Annotated in this window: 10 protein-coding genes; 8 read left to right on the top strand and 2 right to left on the bottom strand. The window is 68.2% G+C overall.

Annotation, left to right across the window (positions count from 1 at the left end):
- Positions 1-28 precede the first annotated feature (28 nt).
- On the top strand, positions 29-694 hold the full coding sequence (locus tag NGM07_RS20520) for an HD domain-containing protein (protein WP_253520799.1): 666 nt from the start codon (positions 29-31) through the stop codon (positions 692-694).
- A 104-nt stretch (positions 695-798) separates the two neighbouring features.
- Here the strand turns inward: NGM07_RS20520 and thiC are convergent, their stop codons facing one another.
- On the bottom strand, positions 799-2,238 hold the full coding sequence (gene thiC / locus NGM07_RS20525) for a phosphomethylpyrimidine synthase ThiC (RefSeq protein ID WP_253520801.1): 1,440 nt from the start codon (positions 2,236-2,238) through the stop codon (positions 799-801).
- A gap of 469 nt (positions 2,239-2,707) precedes the next feature.
- Between thiC and NGM07_RS20530 the strand changes: the two genes are divergently transcribed.
- From NGM07_RS20530 to NGM07_RS20560, 7 genes are all read left to right on the top strand, one after another.
- Entirely contained in the window at positions 2,708-4,339 is a 1,632-nt protein-coding gene (locus NGM07_RS20530) for a potassium channel family protein (protein WP_253520803.1), read from the top strand.
- Between the two features lie 180 nt (positions 4,340-4,519).
- Positions 4,520-6,556, top strand: a complete 2,037-nt coding sequence (locus NGM07_RS20535; RefSeq protein WP_253520805.1) for a DUF7827 domain-containing protein — start codon at positions 4,520-4,522, stop codon at positions 6,554-6,556.
- 186 nt (positions 6,557-6,742) lie between these two features.
- Positions 6,743-8,086, top strand: a complete 1,344-nt coding sequence (locus NGM07_RS20540) for an MmgE/PrpD family protein (protein WP_253520807.1) — start codon at positions 6,743-6,745, stop codon at positions 8,084-8,086.
- A 141-nt stretch (positions 8,087-8,227) separates the two neighbouring features.
- Positions 8,228-8,410, top strand: coding sequence for a DUF8147 domain-containing protein (locus NGM07_RS20545; RefSeq protein ID WP_253520810.1), 183 nt, complete (start codon positions 8,228-8,230; stop codon positions 8,408-8,410).
- A 246-nt stretch (positions 8,411-8,656) separates the two neighbouring features.
- Entirely contained in the window at positions 8,657-9,985 is a 1,329-nt protein-coding gene (locus NGM07_RS20550; RefSeq protein WP_253520813.1) for a carboxylate--amine ligase, read from the top strand.
- A 52-nt stretch (positions 9,986-10,037) separates the two neighbouring features.
- Entirely contained in the window at positions 10,038-11,630 is a 1,593-nt protein-coding gene (locus NGM07_RS20555; protein WP_253520816.1) for an acetolactate synthase large subunit, read from the top strand.
- Between the two features lie 87 nt (positions 11,631-11,717).
- Positions 11,718-14,840 carry a PAS domain S-box protein gene (locus NGM07_RS20560; RefSeq protein WP_253520818.1) on the top strand — a complete coding sequence of 1,041 codons (3,123 nt, stop codon included), beginning with the start codon at positions 11,718-11,720 and terminating at the stop codon, positions 14,838-14,840.
- Between the two features lie 44 nt (positions 14,841-14,884).
- Here the strand turns inward: NGM07_RS20560 and NGM07_RS20565 are convergent, their stop codons facing one another.
- Positions 14,885-16,039 carry a hypothetical protein gene (locus tag NGM07_RS20565; protein ID WP_253520820.1) on the bottom strand — a complete coding sequence of 385 codons (1,155 nt, stop codon included), beginning with the start codon at positions 16,037-16,039 and terminating at the stop codon, positions 14,885-14,887.
- Between the last annotated feature and the right edge of the window lie 85 nt (positions 16,040-16,124).

Consider the following 16,124-nt stretch of genomic DNA (forward strand, 5'->3'; position numbering starts at 1 on the left):
CGTCCGGAGGGACACGTTTCGCATCTCCATGACGCAGCGATTGGGCCCCCTCGCTCGGACGCTATCGGTGCCGTATTACGAAGACGCCCTCCCGGCACACGACCGTTTCCACGCCGAGCGAGTCCGCGATCTGTCGATTCGCTTGGCGAACCAGTGGGACGAGAGGGTCGATAGAGACGTGCTCTCCGCGGCGGCCTGGTTACACGACATCGGCCGTCCGCTGGAGAGAACGGGGGAGATAGAACATCACGACAGGTGGGCCGCGGACAAAGCGAAGGAACTTCTCCGGGCCGAGGAGGTGGCCCACGACCGAATCGAGGCGGTCGAGCGTTGCATCCGAACCCACAGCATTCGGTCCAGTTCCCCGGAACCGGAGACGCCCGAGGCGAAACTCCTCTTCGACGCCGACAAACTGGAAGCCGCCGGCGCACGCGGTATCGTTCGGATGGCCTGTATCGTCGGCGAACGGTCGGGGAGGGCGGGCGAAAAGTACGCGGTGATCGACGACTCGTCGGCTTCCGAAGTGGGTACGTCGGACCTGCCGGATATCACGTTGCTTCGAGACTGGGCGAGGGAGCGTCTCGACGGACTGTACACGGCTCCGGGACGACGGCTAGGGAAGTCCCGGTGGCGTTTCATGGACGACTTCTTCGCGCAATTTGAGGCCGAAATAGGCGTCGAGGCCGAGAGATAGCCCGTTTTCGTCGGGTCGCGGCCACCCCGAGCCACGAACCGTCTCCGGCGCCCTCGCTCGCGATTGTTCGGTCGCGCTCGGTCGTCTGTGATTAATCTCCGCGCCTAGTCGTCCGTGGTCGGATACTCGCGCGCGAGGTCCACATCTACGTCTTCGAGCGAGGGGCCGTCGCCCACCTCGTGGGTGCCGACCGGCGGCCGGTTGACCTCGGCGGCCGGCGACCCCTCGACGTCGGTTTCGCCGTCTATCTCGCCCATCTCTCCGTCCGTCGCTCGGGCGTCCTGGTCGATGCGCATCGAGCAGAACTCCGCGCCGCACATCGAGCAGAACCGCGCGTCTTTGTAGTTGTCCCCCGGGAGCGTCCGGTCGTGGTACGACTGGGCGCGCTCGGGGTCGAGGGCCAGTTCGAACTGGCGCTCCCAGTCGAAGGCGTAGCGGGCCTCCGAGAGGGCGTCGTCCCAGTCGCGCGCGCCCTCCCGACGGTTGGCGACGTCGGCGGCGTGGGCCGCGATGCGGTAGGCCGCCAGTCCTTCCCGGACGTCCTCGGCCTCCGGGAGTCCGAGGTGCTCCTTCGGGGTGACGTAACAGAGCATGGCGGCCCCGGCGCGGGCGGCCTCGGTCGCGCCGATGGCGCTGGTGACGTGGTCGTAGCCCGGCGCTATGTCGGTGACCAGCGGACCGAGCACGTAGAAGGGCGCGCCGTCGCAGACCTCCCGCTGGCGCTCGACGTTGTCGGCGATTGCGTCCATCGGGACGTGGCCCGGTCCCTCGACCATCACCTGCACGCCGCGGTTTCGGGCGACCTCGGTGAGTTCGCCGAGCGTCTCCAGTTCGGCGAACTGGGCGTCGTCGCTCGCGTCGGCCAGGCACCCAGGTCGGAGGCCGTCGCCCAGGCTGAACGTCACGTCGTACTCGGCGAACACGTCGCATATCTCCTCGAACTTCGCGTACAGCGGATTCTGCATCCCCGTCTCCTCCATCCACCGTGCGAGGATGGACCCGCCGCGCGAGACGATGCCGGTCTTGCGGCCCTCGGTCAGCGGGAGGTGTTCGGCCAGCACGCCGGCGTGTATCGTCTGGTAGTCGACGCCCTGCCGGGCCTGCTTCTCGATGACCTCTAACAGGAGTTCGTGGGTGATGTCGGCCACGTCGTCGACGCGCTTTCTGGCCTCGTAGATGGGGACCGTGCCGACCGGCACCGGCGACCGCTCGACGTTGGCCTCCCGGATGCGGTCCAGGTCCCCGCCGGTGCTCAGGTCCATCACCGTGTCCGCGCCGTAGTGGACCGCGGTGTGCAACTTCTCCGCCTCCTCCTCGACGCCGCTGTCGGTTTCGCTGTTGCCGATGTTGGCGTTGACCTTCGTGGCGAACGCTTCGCCGATGATCATCGGGTCCAGCGCGTCGTGTTCGACGTTGGCAGGAATCACCGCCCGACCCGCCGCGACCTGTTCGCGGACGAACTCGGGGTCCACTCGCTCGCGCTCTGCCACCCGCTCCATCGCGTCCGTGACGGTTCCGCGCTCGGCCTCCTGTAACTGCGCCATGCGACCACTAGGTTATACCACGGGATAATAAATCCTGTCGCTCTCGGAAATCGCTTCGTCGAAAGTGACACCCTCGCCAGTCCGGCGGTCACCGCCGGACTGGCGAGAACTGCGAGCGCTCGGTGACACCTTCAGCCGAAAACGGCAGACGTCACCTTCGACCAGAAGCGCTCGATGAATCGACCGACGAGGCGGAACTGAAAGGGGCCGGTCGCTGGCGGGCCGCAGGCCCCTGGTCGTTTCCGACGCGCCACTATTCGGCGCTCGCCAACAGCGAGCGCCGAATATCCCGCGGAACGACCGCCAGCGACCGGGGGCTTTTGCAGTGGACACCATCCCGCCAATCGTCGCGGTTTCGCGATAGCGATCGGAACCCTGAGGAAATGTCGGAACCACGTCACCCGTCGCTGCTGTCTCGTCCCCCGAGAGTCCCGAACAGATATACGGCTCTCCCCGAAATCACCACGCGATGGACACGTGGCAGCGCCGGACCGTCGCGTATCTCGGTACTCTGCTGGCGGTTATCTTCGGCTACGCGCTGGCGTACGACTACGGAATGACGACCTTCGAGGGCCAGACTCAGCCGTTCTACCACTCGATGCAAGTCGTCGTCGAAACGTTCACCACCACCGGGTACGGGTCGGACGCGCCGTGGCAGAGCCTCCAGATGAACGTGCTGGTGATGGTGATGGACGTGACCGGCGTCGTCCTCATCTTCATGGCGCTGCCGGTCTTCGTCGTCCCACTGTTCGAGGAGGCGCTCTCGACGGCGGTCCCGACCGCGGTCGAGGAGATGACTGACCACGTCGTCATCTGCACCTACTCGCCGCGGGCGGAGTCGCTCATCGCCGAACTCGACTCGTGGGACAAGGAGTACGTCGTCGTCGAACCCGACCGCGAGCGCGCCACCGAACTGTACGAGGCGGGCTACTCGGTCGTCCACGGCGACCCCGAGTCGGTCGAAACCCTGAAGGACGCCAACCTCCCGGCGGCGACCGCGCTGGTCGCCGACGCCTCCGACGAGGTCGACGTGAGCATCGTGCTCACCGCCCGCGAGGCCGCCAGCGACGTGCCGGTCGTCAGCGTGGTCGAGGAACCCGAACTCGCCACCTACCACGAACTCGCGGGCGTCGACCGGGTGCTGTCGCCCCGGAAACTCGTCGGCGAGAGCCTCGCGGAGAAGGTGACGACCGCCGTCACCACCGAACTCGGCGAGGCGGTCGAGATCGGCGAGGACTTCGAGGTGGCCGAACTCCCCGTCCAGCGCGGAAGCGAACTCGTGGGCCGGACGCTCGCCCAGAGCGGCATCCGCGAGCGGTCGGGCGCGAACGTCATCGGGGCGTGGTTCCGCGGGGAGTTCGAGACGCCGCTGTCGCCCGACGCCGAACTCGACCCCGGGGCCGTCCTGCTGGTCGCGGGCCGTCAGGCGCAACTCGAACGCCTGAAGGAACTGACCCGCTCGCCGGTGCGGAGTCCCCGCGGCGGCGAGGTCGTCGTGGTCGGGTACGGCGAGGTCGGCGCGACCGTCACCGACGAACTCGCGTCGGCGGGCGTGCCCTACACGGTCGTCGACCTCCGGGAGAAGTCCGGCGTGGACGTGGTCGGCGACACCACCGACCCCGAAACCCTGCGAGAGGCCGGCATCGAGACGGCCCGGACGGTCGTGTTCACCGTCGCCGACGACACGCTCACGGGGTTCGGCACGCTCGTCGCCCGGGACCTGAACCCCGAGGTCGAGGTCATCGCCCGGGCGGAGGAGACCGAGAACGTCCAGAAGATCTACCGGGCGGGCGCCGACTACGTGCTCGCGCTCGCGACCGTCTCCGGCCGGATGCTCGCCTCGACCATCCTCGAAGAGGAGGAGGTCATCTCGATGGACAAGCAGGTCGAACTCGTCCGGACGACCGCCCCCGAACTCGCCGGCCAGACCCTCGCGGAGGCCGACATCCGCTCCCGGACGGGGTGCACCGTCATCGCGGTCGAGCGCGACGGCGAGGTAATCACCGACCTCGGCCCGGATTTCCGCCTCTGGCGCGAAGACGCGGTCGTAGTCGCGGGAACCGACGACGGTGTCAACGAGTTCACGATCATGGCGAACTGAGGCCGGTCGGGGTGCGGCCGTGGGGCGTCACCCCCGGTAGGCCCGAACTATCCGAACGTAAGCAACACCTACCGTCAAAAGATACTTACCGAGATTCGCCGATTGTACCCACGAGAGTCCGTTCGGACCTCCGAGGGTTCGACGGATGGAGAAACCGACCCATTGGGGGATGGGGAATCCATGGCACGAATACGTACGAGTCTACTGCTGACGACGCTCCTCGTCGTCGCGACGGTTACCGCCGGGTTCACCGGCGCGGTACAGAGTCAACGAACGAACGCGCAAGACCAAGCGCAGGGCGAGGTCCAAACCGCCCCGCTCTCGTCCGGCGAAGTCTACTGGCAGGGCCAGTACCTGCAGTTCTCGGCCGGGCAGGACAACGCCGGCCAGGTGTGGGCGATTCGCCGGGTGCAGGACGGAAACGTCGGTCAGTTGGCGACCGAGGTGCTCCTCGACGGGTCGGGGTCGGCGGTCGTCGGCACCACCAACCTCGACGGCCAGTACGTCGTCGTGAACCAGAACAACGAGCCGGTGGTCTTCCAGAACGGGACCGCCCAGACGGCCGGTTCGGTTTCGGAGGCGAGTTTCGAGGTGGCGACCCAGACGCTCAACGCCTCGTTCGCCGACTCGACGGTGACCAACGACGATAGCCAGGACGCCCGGACCGACCTCCGACTCCAGTCGAACCGCGCGGGCTACCAGGTCGTCCTCTCGTCGGACCAGCTGAGCCCGTCGCAGTTGCAGAGCGTCTTCTCCGACGTCGAGGTGCGGGACGGTCGGGCGGTCGTCACGCGCAACGCCAGTTCCGACGCGGTGTTCGACGCAAACTTCACCGGCATCTCGCCGGGCGACTACGAGGTGACGGTGGCGACGGCCGACGGAACCGCCCAGGACACCGCCGCGATATCGGTCAGGGAACCGGCGGAAGGTTCGGCGTCGCTCCAGAACCAGACCGTCGTCGAACAGCGCGGCGACGTCGCGCGGTTCAACGTCACGTTCAACGGCACCGACCGCGCGACCGTCAAGCTCGGCTCCCGGCAGGTGAACTACCTCTCGCAGTTCACCGTCACCGACCAGGACGGCGACGGCACCGCCACGGTCCTGGTGAACACCTACACCGCGGGCCAGGACGCGAACGCCTCGGGCATCTCGGTGGCCGGCGAGGACGGCCTGTCGAACTTCCGAATGCTGACCGACCCGATTCCGGGTCGGCTCGACGCCGTCAACTACCCGATTCAGCTGTCGGTCGGCGCCCAGACCACCGGGGTCGGCGTGCTCCAACTCCAGAACCGCTCGTCCGACAGCATCCAGGTCTGGACCGCGCCCGATCAGGAGAGCGTCGGTAACGTCGGTCAGATCACCGAGGTCGCGAGCCAGTCCGACACCGTGGCCTACCAGGACTGGGCCATCGTGCAGGTGCAGGCGTCGGGCCTCTACGGCTACGTACAGAACGTCTCGGACCTGAACAACGAGACGACGGGCCTGTCGATGAACCTCACCCGGGTCGGGGAGATCAACGTCCCCGACCAGGAGGTGCCCCTCGACCAGGCGAACCTGATCGTCGACGAGTCGGGCAACCAGTTCTTCCTGGTCGTCGACTCGAACACCCTGGAGCCAAACGCCACCTACCGTGCTAACTTCACGGTGTCCGAGGAGAACCCCTACGTCGCACGGGGTAACTCGACCACGCTCTCGACGAACTTCACCGTCGTGCCGCGGAACGTCACCATCGACGACGCGACGCCGCCCGCGACGGCGAACGCGACGGTTTCGGGGTCGAGCACGCTCGCGCCCGGCACCGAACTGACGCTCGTCGCAGAGAGCACCGGCGGCACGCCGTTCTTCCAGCGGACGACCACCGAGGTCGGCCAGAACGGCTCGTGGCAGGCGACCTTCGACCTCTCGGACGTGCCCCAGGGCACGAACTTCACCGTCCGCGTAGAGGAGGCCAACGCGTCGGAGATCGGTGCAGTCGGCGGTGGCCAGGGCGGCGCCCAGCAGACGACGACCGCGGCCGGCACGACGCAGGCGACGACCACGGCGGCAGGCACGACCGCCGCCGAGACGACTACCGCCGCAACGACCACGGCGGCCGGCACGACTGAGACGACCGTCGCGGCGCTTTCGAGCCTTGCCGGGACGGGCCTCAGCGTCTCGCACCTGCTGGCGATAGCGACCCTGCTCGCCGGCGCGGCGTTCGCCACGCGGCGGCGCTGACCGGGCGAACGTTCCGTTTACGTCTTACCCACGCTCGGTTCACGTCTCGTTCGCGCTCCGGGCGCGTCGACGACGCGCCCGGAGCGCGAACGAGACGTGAGTAACCGGAGGTTTCCGCGGTCGCACTCCTCGTTTCCGGGTGAACGCACGACCCGTTTTTTGCGCGGCCCCGACGCACTCTGAGCCATGACGACGACCGGCGAGATAGCCGACTTCGCGCTCGGACTCGACTTTGAGGACCTCTCGGACGACACCGTCGACGAACTCAAAAAGCGGGTGCTCGACTCGCTGGGCATCGCGGTGGCCGCGATGGAGGGGGAACCGGTGGGCGTGGTCCGGGACACCGTCGAGGAGTTCGGAAGTTCGGGCTGTTCGCTGTGGGGCGGCGGGACCGCCTCGCCGCCGGACGCGACGATGTACAACACCACCCTCGTCAGGTACCTCGATTACATGGACTCGTTTCTCGCGCCGGGTGAGACGCCCCACCCGAGCGACAACATCGCGGCCCTCGTCGCCTGCGGGGAGTACGCGGACGCCTCGGGCGAGGACCTGCTGACCGCGGTGGGCGTCGCCTACGAGGTCCAGGCCGCGCTGGCGTGGAACGCGCCGGTGCGAGAGCGCGGGTGGGACCACGTGACCCACACGGTCATCTCGGCGGCCGCCGGTGCGAGCACGATTCTGGGCCTCGACCGCGAACCGTTCCGGTCGGCGGTCGGCATCGCGGGCACCGCCCACAACGCCCTGCGGGTCACCCGGACCGGCGGCATCTCCGAGTGGAAGGGTATCGCGTCGGCGAACGCCGCCCGGAACGCGGTCTACTCGGCGTTCCTCGCGAAGAACGGGATGGTCGGCCCCGTGAACCTCTTCGAGGGCCAGAAGGGCTGGCGGCAGGTCGTCTCGGGCGACTTCGAGGCCGAGTACACGCCGGCCGAGCGGGTCCACGACGTGATGACCAAGAAGTACGTCGCCGAAACCTACGCCCAGTCGGCGGTCGAGGGAATCATCGAACTCGCAGAGCGCGAGGACGTCGACCCCGAAGAGGTCGCCGAAATCCGCCTCGACACCTTCGCGGGCGCGAAACTCATCATCGGCGGCGGCGAGGGGAGTCGCTACGAGGTCGAGACCAAGGCCCAGGCCGACCACTCGCTCCCCTACATGCTCGCGGCCGCGCTGGTCGACCGCGAGATGGGCAACGCCCAGTACGAACCCGAGCGCATCCGCCGAGACGACGTCCAGCGACTCCTCCGGACGGTCACCGTCGAGGAGGACCCCGAGTTCACCGAGCGGTTCGAGGCCGGCGAGATGCCCGCCCGAATCGAGGTGGAACTCGACGACGGCACCGTCTACACCGTCGAGAAGGACGACTTCGAAGGTCACCCCAACAACTCGATGTCGTGGGAGCAGGTTGAGGCGAAGTTCCACGAAACCGCCGGAACGCGCTACGACGAGGAGCGTCGCGAAGAGATACTCGAAACCGTGCTCCAGTTGGAACGGCGCGACGTCTCGGAACTGGTCGCGCTCCTCGACTGAGACGGTCGGCCCGGCGAATCCGTCGGATTCGCCGGGCCGCCTCGTTTCGGGCCGCCGCGGCGTCGACTCTCTTCTCGCGGAACCCGACCGCCGGCCGCCCGCTCTCGACACGCTTACGTCCCGCCGCCGAAACCGGCCGGCATGAACCTCCGCGAGGCAGTCGTCCCGCTGGCCGCCGCCGTCGTCTCGTTCGCGGTCGTGACCGCGCTCGTCGCGGAACTCCTCCGCGAGGCCGTCTGGCCGTCGCTGTTCGTCGGGATACCGGCCGGACTCGTCGGCGCCGCCGTGGCGTTCGTCACGACGTACCGCCTCCGACAGCGGTGACCGTCCGCTATCGGGCGACGAGGTCGGGGCGACGCCGGAGCGCGTCGCCCCGGATTTACCGTCGAATTTCGATTTCGACCCCGAGCGGACTCGTCGTGGGCGCCCAGGAACGACGATGAATCACTTTGTAGTTCGCGTCTTTCGACGGATTCAGCAGCTGTTTCTGGCTCTATCGACGGATTACTCGGCTTCCAGTATCCGTTTCCGGGACTACGACTAAGTGCGTCGTTCCGGTAGCACCCCTAGATGAAAGACCGTGACCGAATCCTCGTCCTCGACGCCCAGGGGCAGCCGGGCCTGGCGACCGTGCGGTCGCTCGGTCGGAAGGGCCTCACCGTCGTCGCGGGGGGACACGCGTCCGGGCTTCCGGGGATGCGCTCGAAGTACGCCGCGGACTCGTTCGTGCATCCGAACCCGAACGAGCGCCCCGAGCGGTTCGTCGACGCGCTCGCCGCACACCTCGACGCGAACGACTACTTCGCGGTCCTGCCGCTGACCGACCGGAACCACAGCCTCATGTCGCGCAACAAGGAGCGACTGGAGCGAACCGACACCCTGGTCGGCGTCGAGGACTGGGAGCGGTTCCGGCGCGCGAACGACGACGGACTGCTGTTCGACACCGTCGGCGACGCCGACGTGCCGACGCCCGAAACCCGCGTCCCCGAGTCGCTGTCGGAGGTCGACGCCGTCGCCGACGACATGCCGTACCCGGTGGTCATCAAGCCCCGGATGACCAGCGCGTGGGACGAGTCGGGCCAGTACCACAACAACCGCATCACGAGCACCAACTACGCCGATTCGCCCGCGGAGCTCCGGGAAGCCTACCGCGACCTGCTCGCGGACAGTCCGGTGTTCGAGCGCCAACCGCCGGTCGTCCAGGAGGTGATTCCCGGCGAGTCGAAGGCGACGGTCGCGCTCGCCGACGACGGCGAGGTGAAGGCCCACTTCCAGCACGAGTTTGAGCGTACCTATCCGATAGACGGCGGCCGAGGCGCGGTGCGCCACGGAATCCGCGAGCCCCGAATGCTGGCCTACGCCGAGCGCATCGTCGACCGACTCGGCTGGACCGGCCCGCTCCACGTCGAATTCATCGAGCGCCCCGACGGCGAGTTCTACCTCATCGAGGTGAACGGTCGCTACTGGGGGTCGCTCGCGCTGACCGTCAACAGCGGCGTCGACATCCCCTGGCTCCACTACCTCCAGTTGAAGGGCCTCGACGTCCGGCCGCCGGACACCTACCGGACCGACCTCTACCAGCGCCGCCTCTTCTACAACGACCTCGCCTGGCTCCAGCAGAAACTCGGCCGCGGCGAGTACGACGCCGTCCCGGAGTTCGTCCGGTCGTTCGCGACGACCCGCGAGGAGTTCATGTCCCTCGAAGACCCGCTTCCGTTCGTGGGCGCTCTCTCGGACGCTCGGAGCGTTGCCGCCGGCTACCTGTCCCGGCAGGTGAGGGGTCGCCTGTCGACCGACAGTTCCGAGGAGGCGAACCCGGCCGTCCGGTCCCGAGAGAGCGACGGCATCTCGGCCGCGCGTTCTCGGGACGGCGTCGCTTCCGCGCAGTCCCGAAAGTGAGTCGGCCGGTTCGGCAACCGCACCTTTGTACGACGAGGTGGAAGGTCGGCCCATGAACACCGCGGAGGTACTGGTCGAGAGCATGGAACGGGAGGGGGTCGAGTACGTCTTCGGGATTCCGGGCGAGGAGACCGAGGCGCTGTTGTTCGCGCTCCGGGACTCCGACGTGACGTTCGTCCCGGTGCGCCACGAGCAGGGCGCGGCCTTCATGGCCGACGTCCAGGGGCGACTGACCGGCCACGCGGGGGTGTGTCTCTCCACGCTCGGGCCGGGGGCGACGAACTTGTTGACCGGCGTGGCCGACGCCAACCTCGACAAGGCGCCGCTGGTGGCGGTGACCGGCCAGGGCGGCCTCGAACGACTCCACAAGGAGAGCCACCAGACGCTCGACGTCGTGGACATGTTCGAACCGGTGACCAAGTGGAACGCCCAGATCTCTGACCCCGGCATCGTCCACGAGTCGGTCCGGAAGGCGTTCAAGGTCGCCGAGTTCGAGAAGCCCGGCGCGACCCACCTCGAACTGCCCGAGGACGTCGCCTACGAGGAGAGCGACGTTCGACCGATGGAGCGGCGCGACCGGGTCCGGCGACCCGAACCCGACCGCGAGTCCTTAGACCGGGTGCGCGAACTCCTCGCGGCGGCCGACCGACCGCTCGTCATCGCGGGCAACGGCGCGGTCCGGACCGACGCCGCCGCCGACCTCCGGTCGTTCGTCGACGCCTACGACCTCCCGGTGGCCGCGACCTACATGGGTAAGGGTGCGGTGTCGGACGACGACCCCCACTCGCTGATGACGCTGGACTCGGGCGACCACCAGGAGGCCTCCGACGCCATCGAGACGGCCGACCTCGTGGTGACGGTCGGCTACGACATCGCCGAGCACGACCCCGCAGGCTGGAACCCGAACGCCGAGACGACCGTCGTCCACATCGACAGTCAGCCCGCGGAGGTGTACGAACACTACAACCCCGACGTGGAGGTCGTCAGCGACATCGCCGCCGCGGTCAGGGAACTCGACGCCACCTGCGAGGAGATAGACGCCGACTTCGAGACCGACTGGTACGACGACCTCCGCGAGCACATCGTCGCCGACGTGAGTCCGAGCCACGACGAGGGCGACCCGTTCACGCTCGAAACCGTGATTCCGGTCCTCCGGGACGCGATGGCCCGCGACGACGTGCTGCTCTCGGACGTCGGGAGCCACAAGATGGCCATCGCCCAGAACTTCCCGACCTACGAACCCAACACCTGCATCGTCTCGAACGGCCTGGCCTCGATGGGCATCTCGGTGCCCGGCGGACTGGCCGCCGACCTCTCGACCGACGCGAACGTGGTCGCCGCCACCGGCGACGGCGGCTTCATGATGAACGCCGCGGAGATAGAAACCGCGACCAGAATTGGCTGTGGCTACACCGTCCTGCTGTTCCGCGACGACGAGTACCAGTTGATCACCGAAGAGCAGGAGCAACACCGCGACGAGCACTTCGGGACCGGCTTCTCGAACCCCGACTTCCAGACCTTCGCCGAGAGCTTCGGTATCGAGTCCTACCGACCCGAGGGGTGGGACGAACTGGAGTCGGCGCTCGAAGACGCAGTTCCGAGCGACCAGATGTCGCTGGTCGAGGTCGTCTTGGAGGAGGAGTAGAGGCGGATTAACCGCTCGTCCCGTTCTCGCTGTCACTTCCACGTTCCAATGCGTTTTTCACGTATCGCCGCATCCACGTTCGACACCGTGCAATCAGAGGGGGCGGGAGGAACGGGCGCTTCGGCGCCGGCGCGCGTCCTCTACGTCGGAGACCGCGAGCGGTTCGCCTCGTGGGGCCTCCCCGGATTCGGCGACGCGGAACGTGACGCGGGCGAAGCCCACGCCGAGGCCGACGGAGACTCGAGCGACGGGACTGGCGGCGCCGGCGAAACGGGACGGAGCGATACCCTCGACGCCGCGTCCGTCGAAACCGCGACCGAGGCCCTCGACTTCCTCTCCCGAACCGACGTCTCGTGCGTCGTCAGCGCCGGGCGACTCCCGGACGTCGACGCCCCGACGCTCGTCGAGGGCGTCCGAGAGCTGTTTCCGACCCTCCCCGTCGTCGTAGTGGACGAAACCGCCGACCCCGACCTCGCGTCGGCGGTCCTCGACCACGAGGCGACCGACTTCGTCGACTGGCGAGGCGAGAGCCACCAGCCCAGACAGGCGGCCCGGCGCATCGAGGCCGCCGTCGCGCGCTACCGGGCCGAGCGCGCCGCGGAGCGGACCGAGGCGTACTTCGACGCGCTGGTTTCCCGGGCGCCGGACGCGGTCCTCACCATCGACACCGACGGCCGAATCGCCTTCGCCAACCAGGCGGTCGAGTCGGTGTTCGGCTACGACCCTGCGGAACTCGTCGGCGAACCGCTGACGACGCTCGTCCCCGAGCGCCTCCGCGAGTCCCACCTCGCGGCGTTCGACCGGTACGTCGAAACCGGCGCCCGGACGATGGACTGGGACCGCGTCGAACTCCCCGGTCGTCACGCCGACGGCCACGAGGTGCCGCTGTCGCTGTCGATCCGGGAGGTCTCCTGCGACGGGCGAAGGCGTTTCTCGGCCGTAGTGCGGGACGCGACCGACCGCAGGGCGGTCGCGGACGAACGCCGACGACTCGAGCGCGAGAAGGAGTTCGTGGATGGGGCGCTCGACGCCCTGCCGGACGTCTTCTTCAGCCTCGACGCGTCGGGTCGGCTGGTCAGGTGGAACGACAGGGCGAACGCGGTGACGGGCTACGACGACGCCGACCTGCGGTCGCGCCCGGCGACCGACCTGTTCGCCGACGAGTACGCCGACCGCATCAACGACGCCATCGCCCGGGTGTTCGACCAGGGGGTGGCGCGGGTGCAGGCGCCGCTCCGGACCGCCGACGGTCGCGAGATTCCCTACGAGTTCACCGGCGCGCTGCTCGAAGACGACGACGGAAACCCGCGGGGAATCACGGGAATCGGCCGGGACGTGACCGACCGCAAGCGCCGCGAGGCCGAACTGCAGGCCTCCCGGGAGAGGTACCAGCGACTGGTCGAGACGGCTCCGAACGCCATCTTCATCGTCGACGCCGAAACCGGGACGATAATCGACACGAACGAGGCGGCGGCCGACCTGCTCGACAGACCCCGCGAGGAGGTCGTCGGGATGCACCAGTCGGAACTCCACCCGAGCGAGGAGGCCGACCGCTATCGCGGCGTCTTCGAGTCCCACGTCGAGGACGGCGGCGCCCGCCGCGACGACGACGATTACTACGTCGTCCGGAACGACGGCACCGAGGTTCCCGTCGAGATCAACGCCGGCGTCACCGAGGTCGGCGACCGGACGCTGAACCAGGCGGTGTTCCGGGACATCTCCGAACGCAAACAGCGCGAGGAGACGCTGGCGAAGTTGCGGGAGGCCACGCGGGAGTTGATGTCGGCCGAGTCCAAGCGCGACATCTGCGAGGTCGCCGTCTCGACCGCCCGCGACATCCTCGACCTCCCCATCTCGGGCATCCACCTGTACGACGACGCCGAGGCCGTGCTCTGGCCCGCCGCGACCACCTCGGAGGCAGAAGCGCTGTTCGACGGCGTCCCGACGTTCGAGGCCGGCGAGTCGCTCGCCTGGGAGGTGTACTCGTCGGGGACCGCGAGGCTCTACGACTCGGTTCGCGACGAGAAGGGGGCCTACAACCGCGAGACGGCGATCCAGACCGAGATGATCCTCCCGCTGGGCGACCACGGGGTGCTCACCTCGGGGTCGACCCGGAGCGAGACGTTTACCGAGTCCAAGCGCAACCTCGCGAAGATTCTGGCGGCCAACGCCGAGTCGGCGCTCGACCGCGCCGACCGCGAACAGACCATCGAGCGCCAGCGCGACCAGTTGCAGGCGGAACTCGAAGAGGTGTTCGAGCGCATCGACGACGGCTTCCTCGCGCTCGACGACGAGTGGCGGTTCACCTACGTCAACGAACGCGCCGAGCGCCTCCTGGGCGCGGCCGAAACCGAACTGTACGGCGAGGTCCTCTGGGACACCCTGCCCGAGGTGGCCGAGTCCGGCGCGAGCGAGGCGTTCCGCCGGGCCGTCGACCGCCAGAAGCCGGTTTCGCGCGAGGCGTACCTCGACGCGTTCGGCGCGTGGTTCGAGTTCCACGCCTACCCCTCCGAGTCGGGGCTGTCGGTGTACTTCCGGGACGTGACCGAGCGCAAGCACAGGGAACAACAGCTCAGACAGCAGAACGAGCGCCTCGAATCGTTCGCCAGCATGCTCGCTCACGAGGTTCGCAATCCGCTCGCCATCGCCCAGATATACCTCCAGACAGCCAGAACCGGCGACGACGACGCGTTCGACGAGATCGAAACCGCGCTCGGCCGCATCGAAGAGATGGTCGACGTCCTGCTGGTGATGACCCGCGGCGACGACGCGACGATAGACCCAGAACCGGTGTCGCTGGCAGAGCGGGCGGCCGAGGCGTGGTCGAAGGTTTCAGCGACCGGCGACCTCGAAGTCGAGACGGACCGCGTGCTGGAAGCCGAACCCCACCACGTCCGGCACCTGCTTGAGAACCTGTTCCGGAACGCCGTCGAGCACGTCGACGGCGACGTGACGGTCCGCGTCGGCGACCTTCCCGGCGGTTTCTACGTCGAGGACGACGGACCGGGCGTTCCGGCGGAGGACAGAGAGCGCGTGTTCGAGGCGGGCTACACCACCGGCGCGGAGGGCATCGGTCTGGGGCTGACGTTCATCTCGCAACTCGCCGAACTCTACGGTTGGGACCGCCGCCTCACCGAGGGGACCGACGGCGGCGCGCGCTTCGAGTTCCGGAACGTGAGCCCGGCCGCCGAAGAGGCGCCGTCGGAGTAGCGGTCACCCGTCGACGCCCCGTCTCGTGGTGCCGAGTTCGGCCCTCAGAGGGACCGCACCCAGTGACCGGGCGTCGCTGGTCGAGATACCGCGAATGTCGTTCCGTTGGATTCACTCGCTACTTGCTGTCCGAACGGGCCGCCGACCCGCGTCTGCGCCACCGACAGCCGATACCGTCCGGTTCCGGGTTCGTCCGGGGAAGCGATCACCGGAAGCAGGTAGGTGCCGGACTGGTTCGCTTCGACGGTGACGGTCGTCGTCTCGCCCGGGTTGACACCCCCAGCGGCGATTACGGCACCGTTGGGGTGGAAGGCCCCGTAGACGAACCGCCCGGTGCCGCCCGACCGCGCGAGGTCCACGGTAATCGACTCGCCCGCGTCCAACTGCACCGCGTACACGTCCCGGTCGGTGGTGCTCGAAATCGCTCCGCGGACCGACTCGCCGACCGCGAGCGAGTCGGGTCGGGTGAACTCGTCGTTGGGCTCCGACTCGACGTTCGTTCCGCCGGCGGTCGTGGTTTCCGCAGGTACGGTCGTCCGAGTTGGAGAGGGAGTCTCAGCCTGCGTCGTCGGCTCCTCCGTCGTCTGGGTCTGCGTCGTCGTGGTCTGTGTCGCAGTCTGCGGGGCTGTCGTTCGTCCGGTCGTGGTCCCCGGAGGCGTCGGTTGCGGCGTCGACTTCCTCGTCGCCTGCAACACGTACAGTCCGGTGCCGCTCGCGTTGGGCGCTTCGACGCCGAACCGGGAGGCCGGCGCGACGATGACGAAGTACTGCCCGGACTGGTTCGCCTGCTCGGCGTAGCGAGTCGTCTGGCCGGGTTCGGCGACGGTGCTGGAGACGAATCCGCTGGGTCCGTAGACGCCGACGGCGAGCAGTCCGGACCCCGTCAGGCGCGAGAGGTTCGCTCGGACCGTCTCGCCTTCCTCGAGGTTCAGCGCGTACACATCGATGTCGCTCGCCGAACTCACCGTCCCCGCGACCGGCGAGTCCGGTCGAAGCGCGTTCGCGTTCTGGAGGTCGTCGTTCGGTTCGCTCTCGTTGCGCACCCCCGCTCCTTGCGTGGCGGTCCCGTCGACCGCCGTGTGTCTCCCATCTGCTTCGACGCGTTCGCTCGACGACGCGACGCCGGACTGCGCGTCGACGCCGACGCCGGCCGTCACGCAACTCGCACAGACGCAGGCGACCAGGAGCAGGACGGTCATCGGAATCGTCGTTCTCATTTCGACGGTCTGGTTGCGGTCCACCGACTTCAACACCGGATACCGTTATCACGAAACGGCGCGAGCA

It is taken from the genome of Halorussus vallis, assembly GCF_024138165.1.
GTDB classification, from domain to species: Archaea; Halobacteriota; Halobacteria; order Halobacteriales; family Haladaptataceae; genus Halorussus; species Halorussus vallis.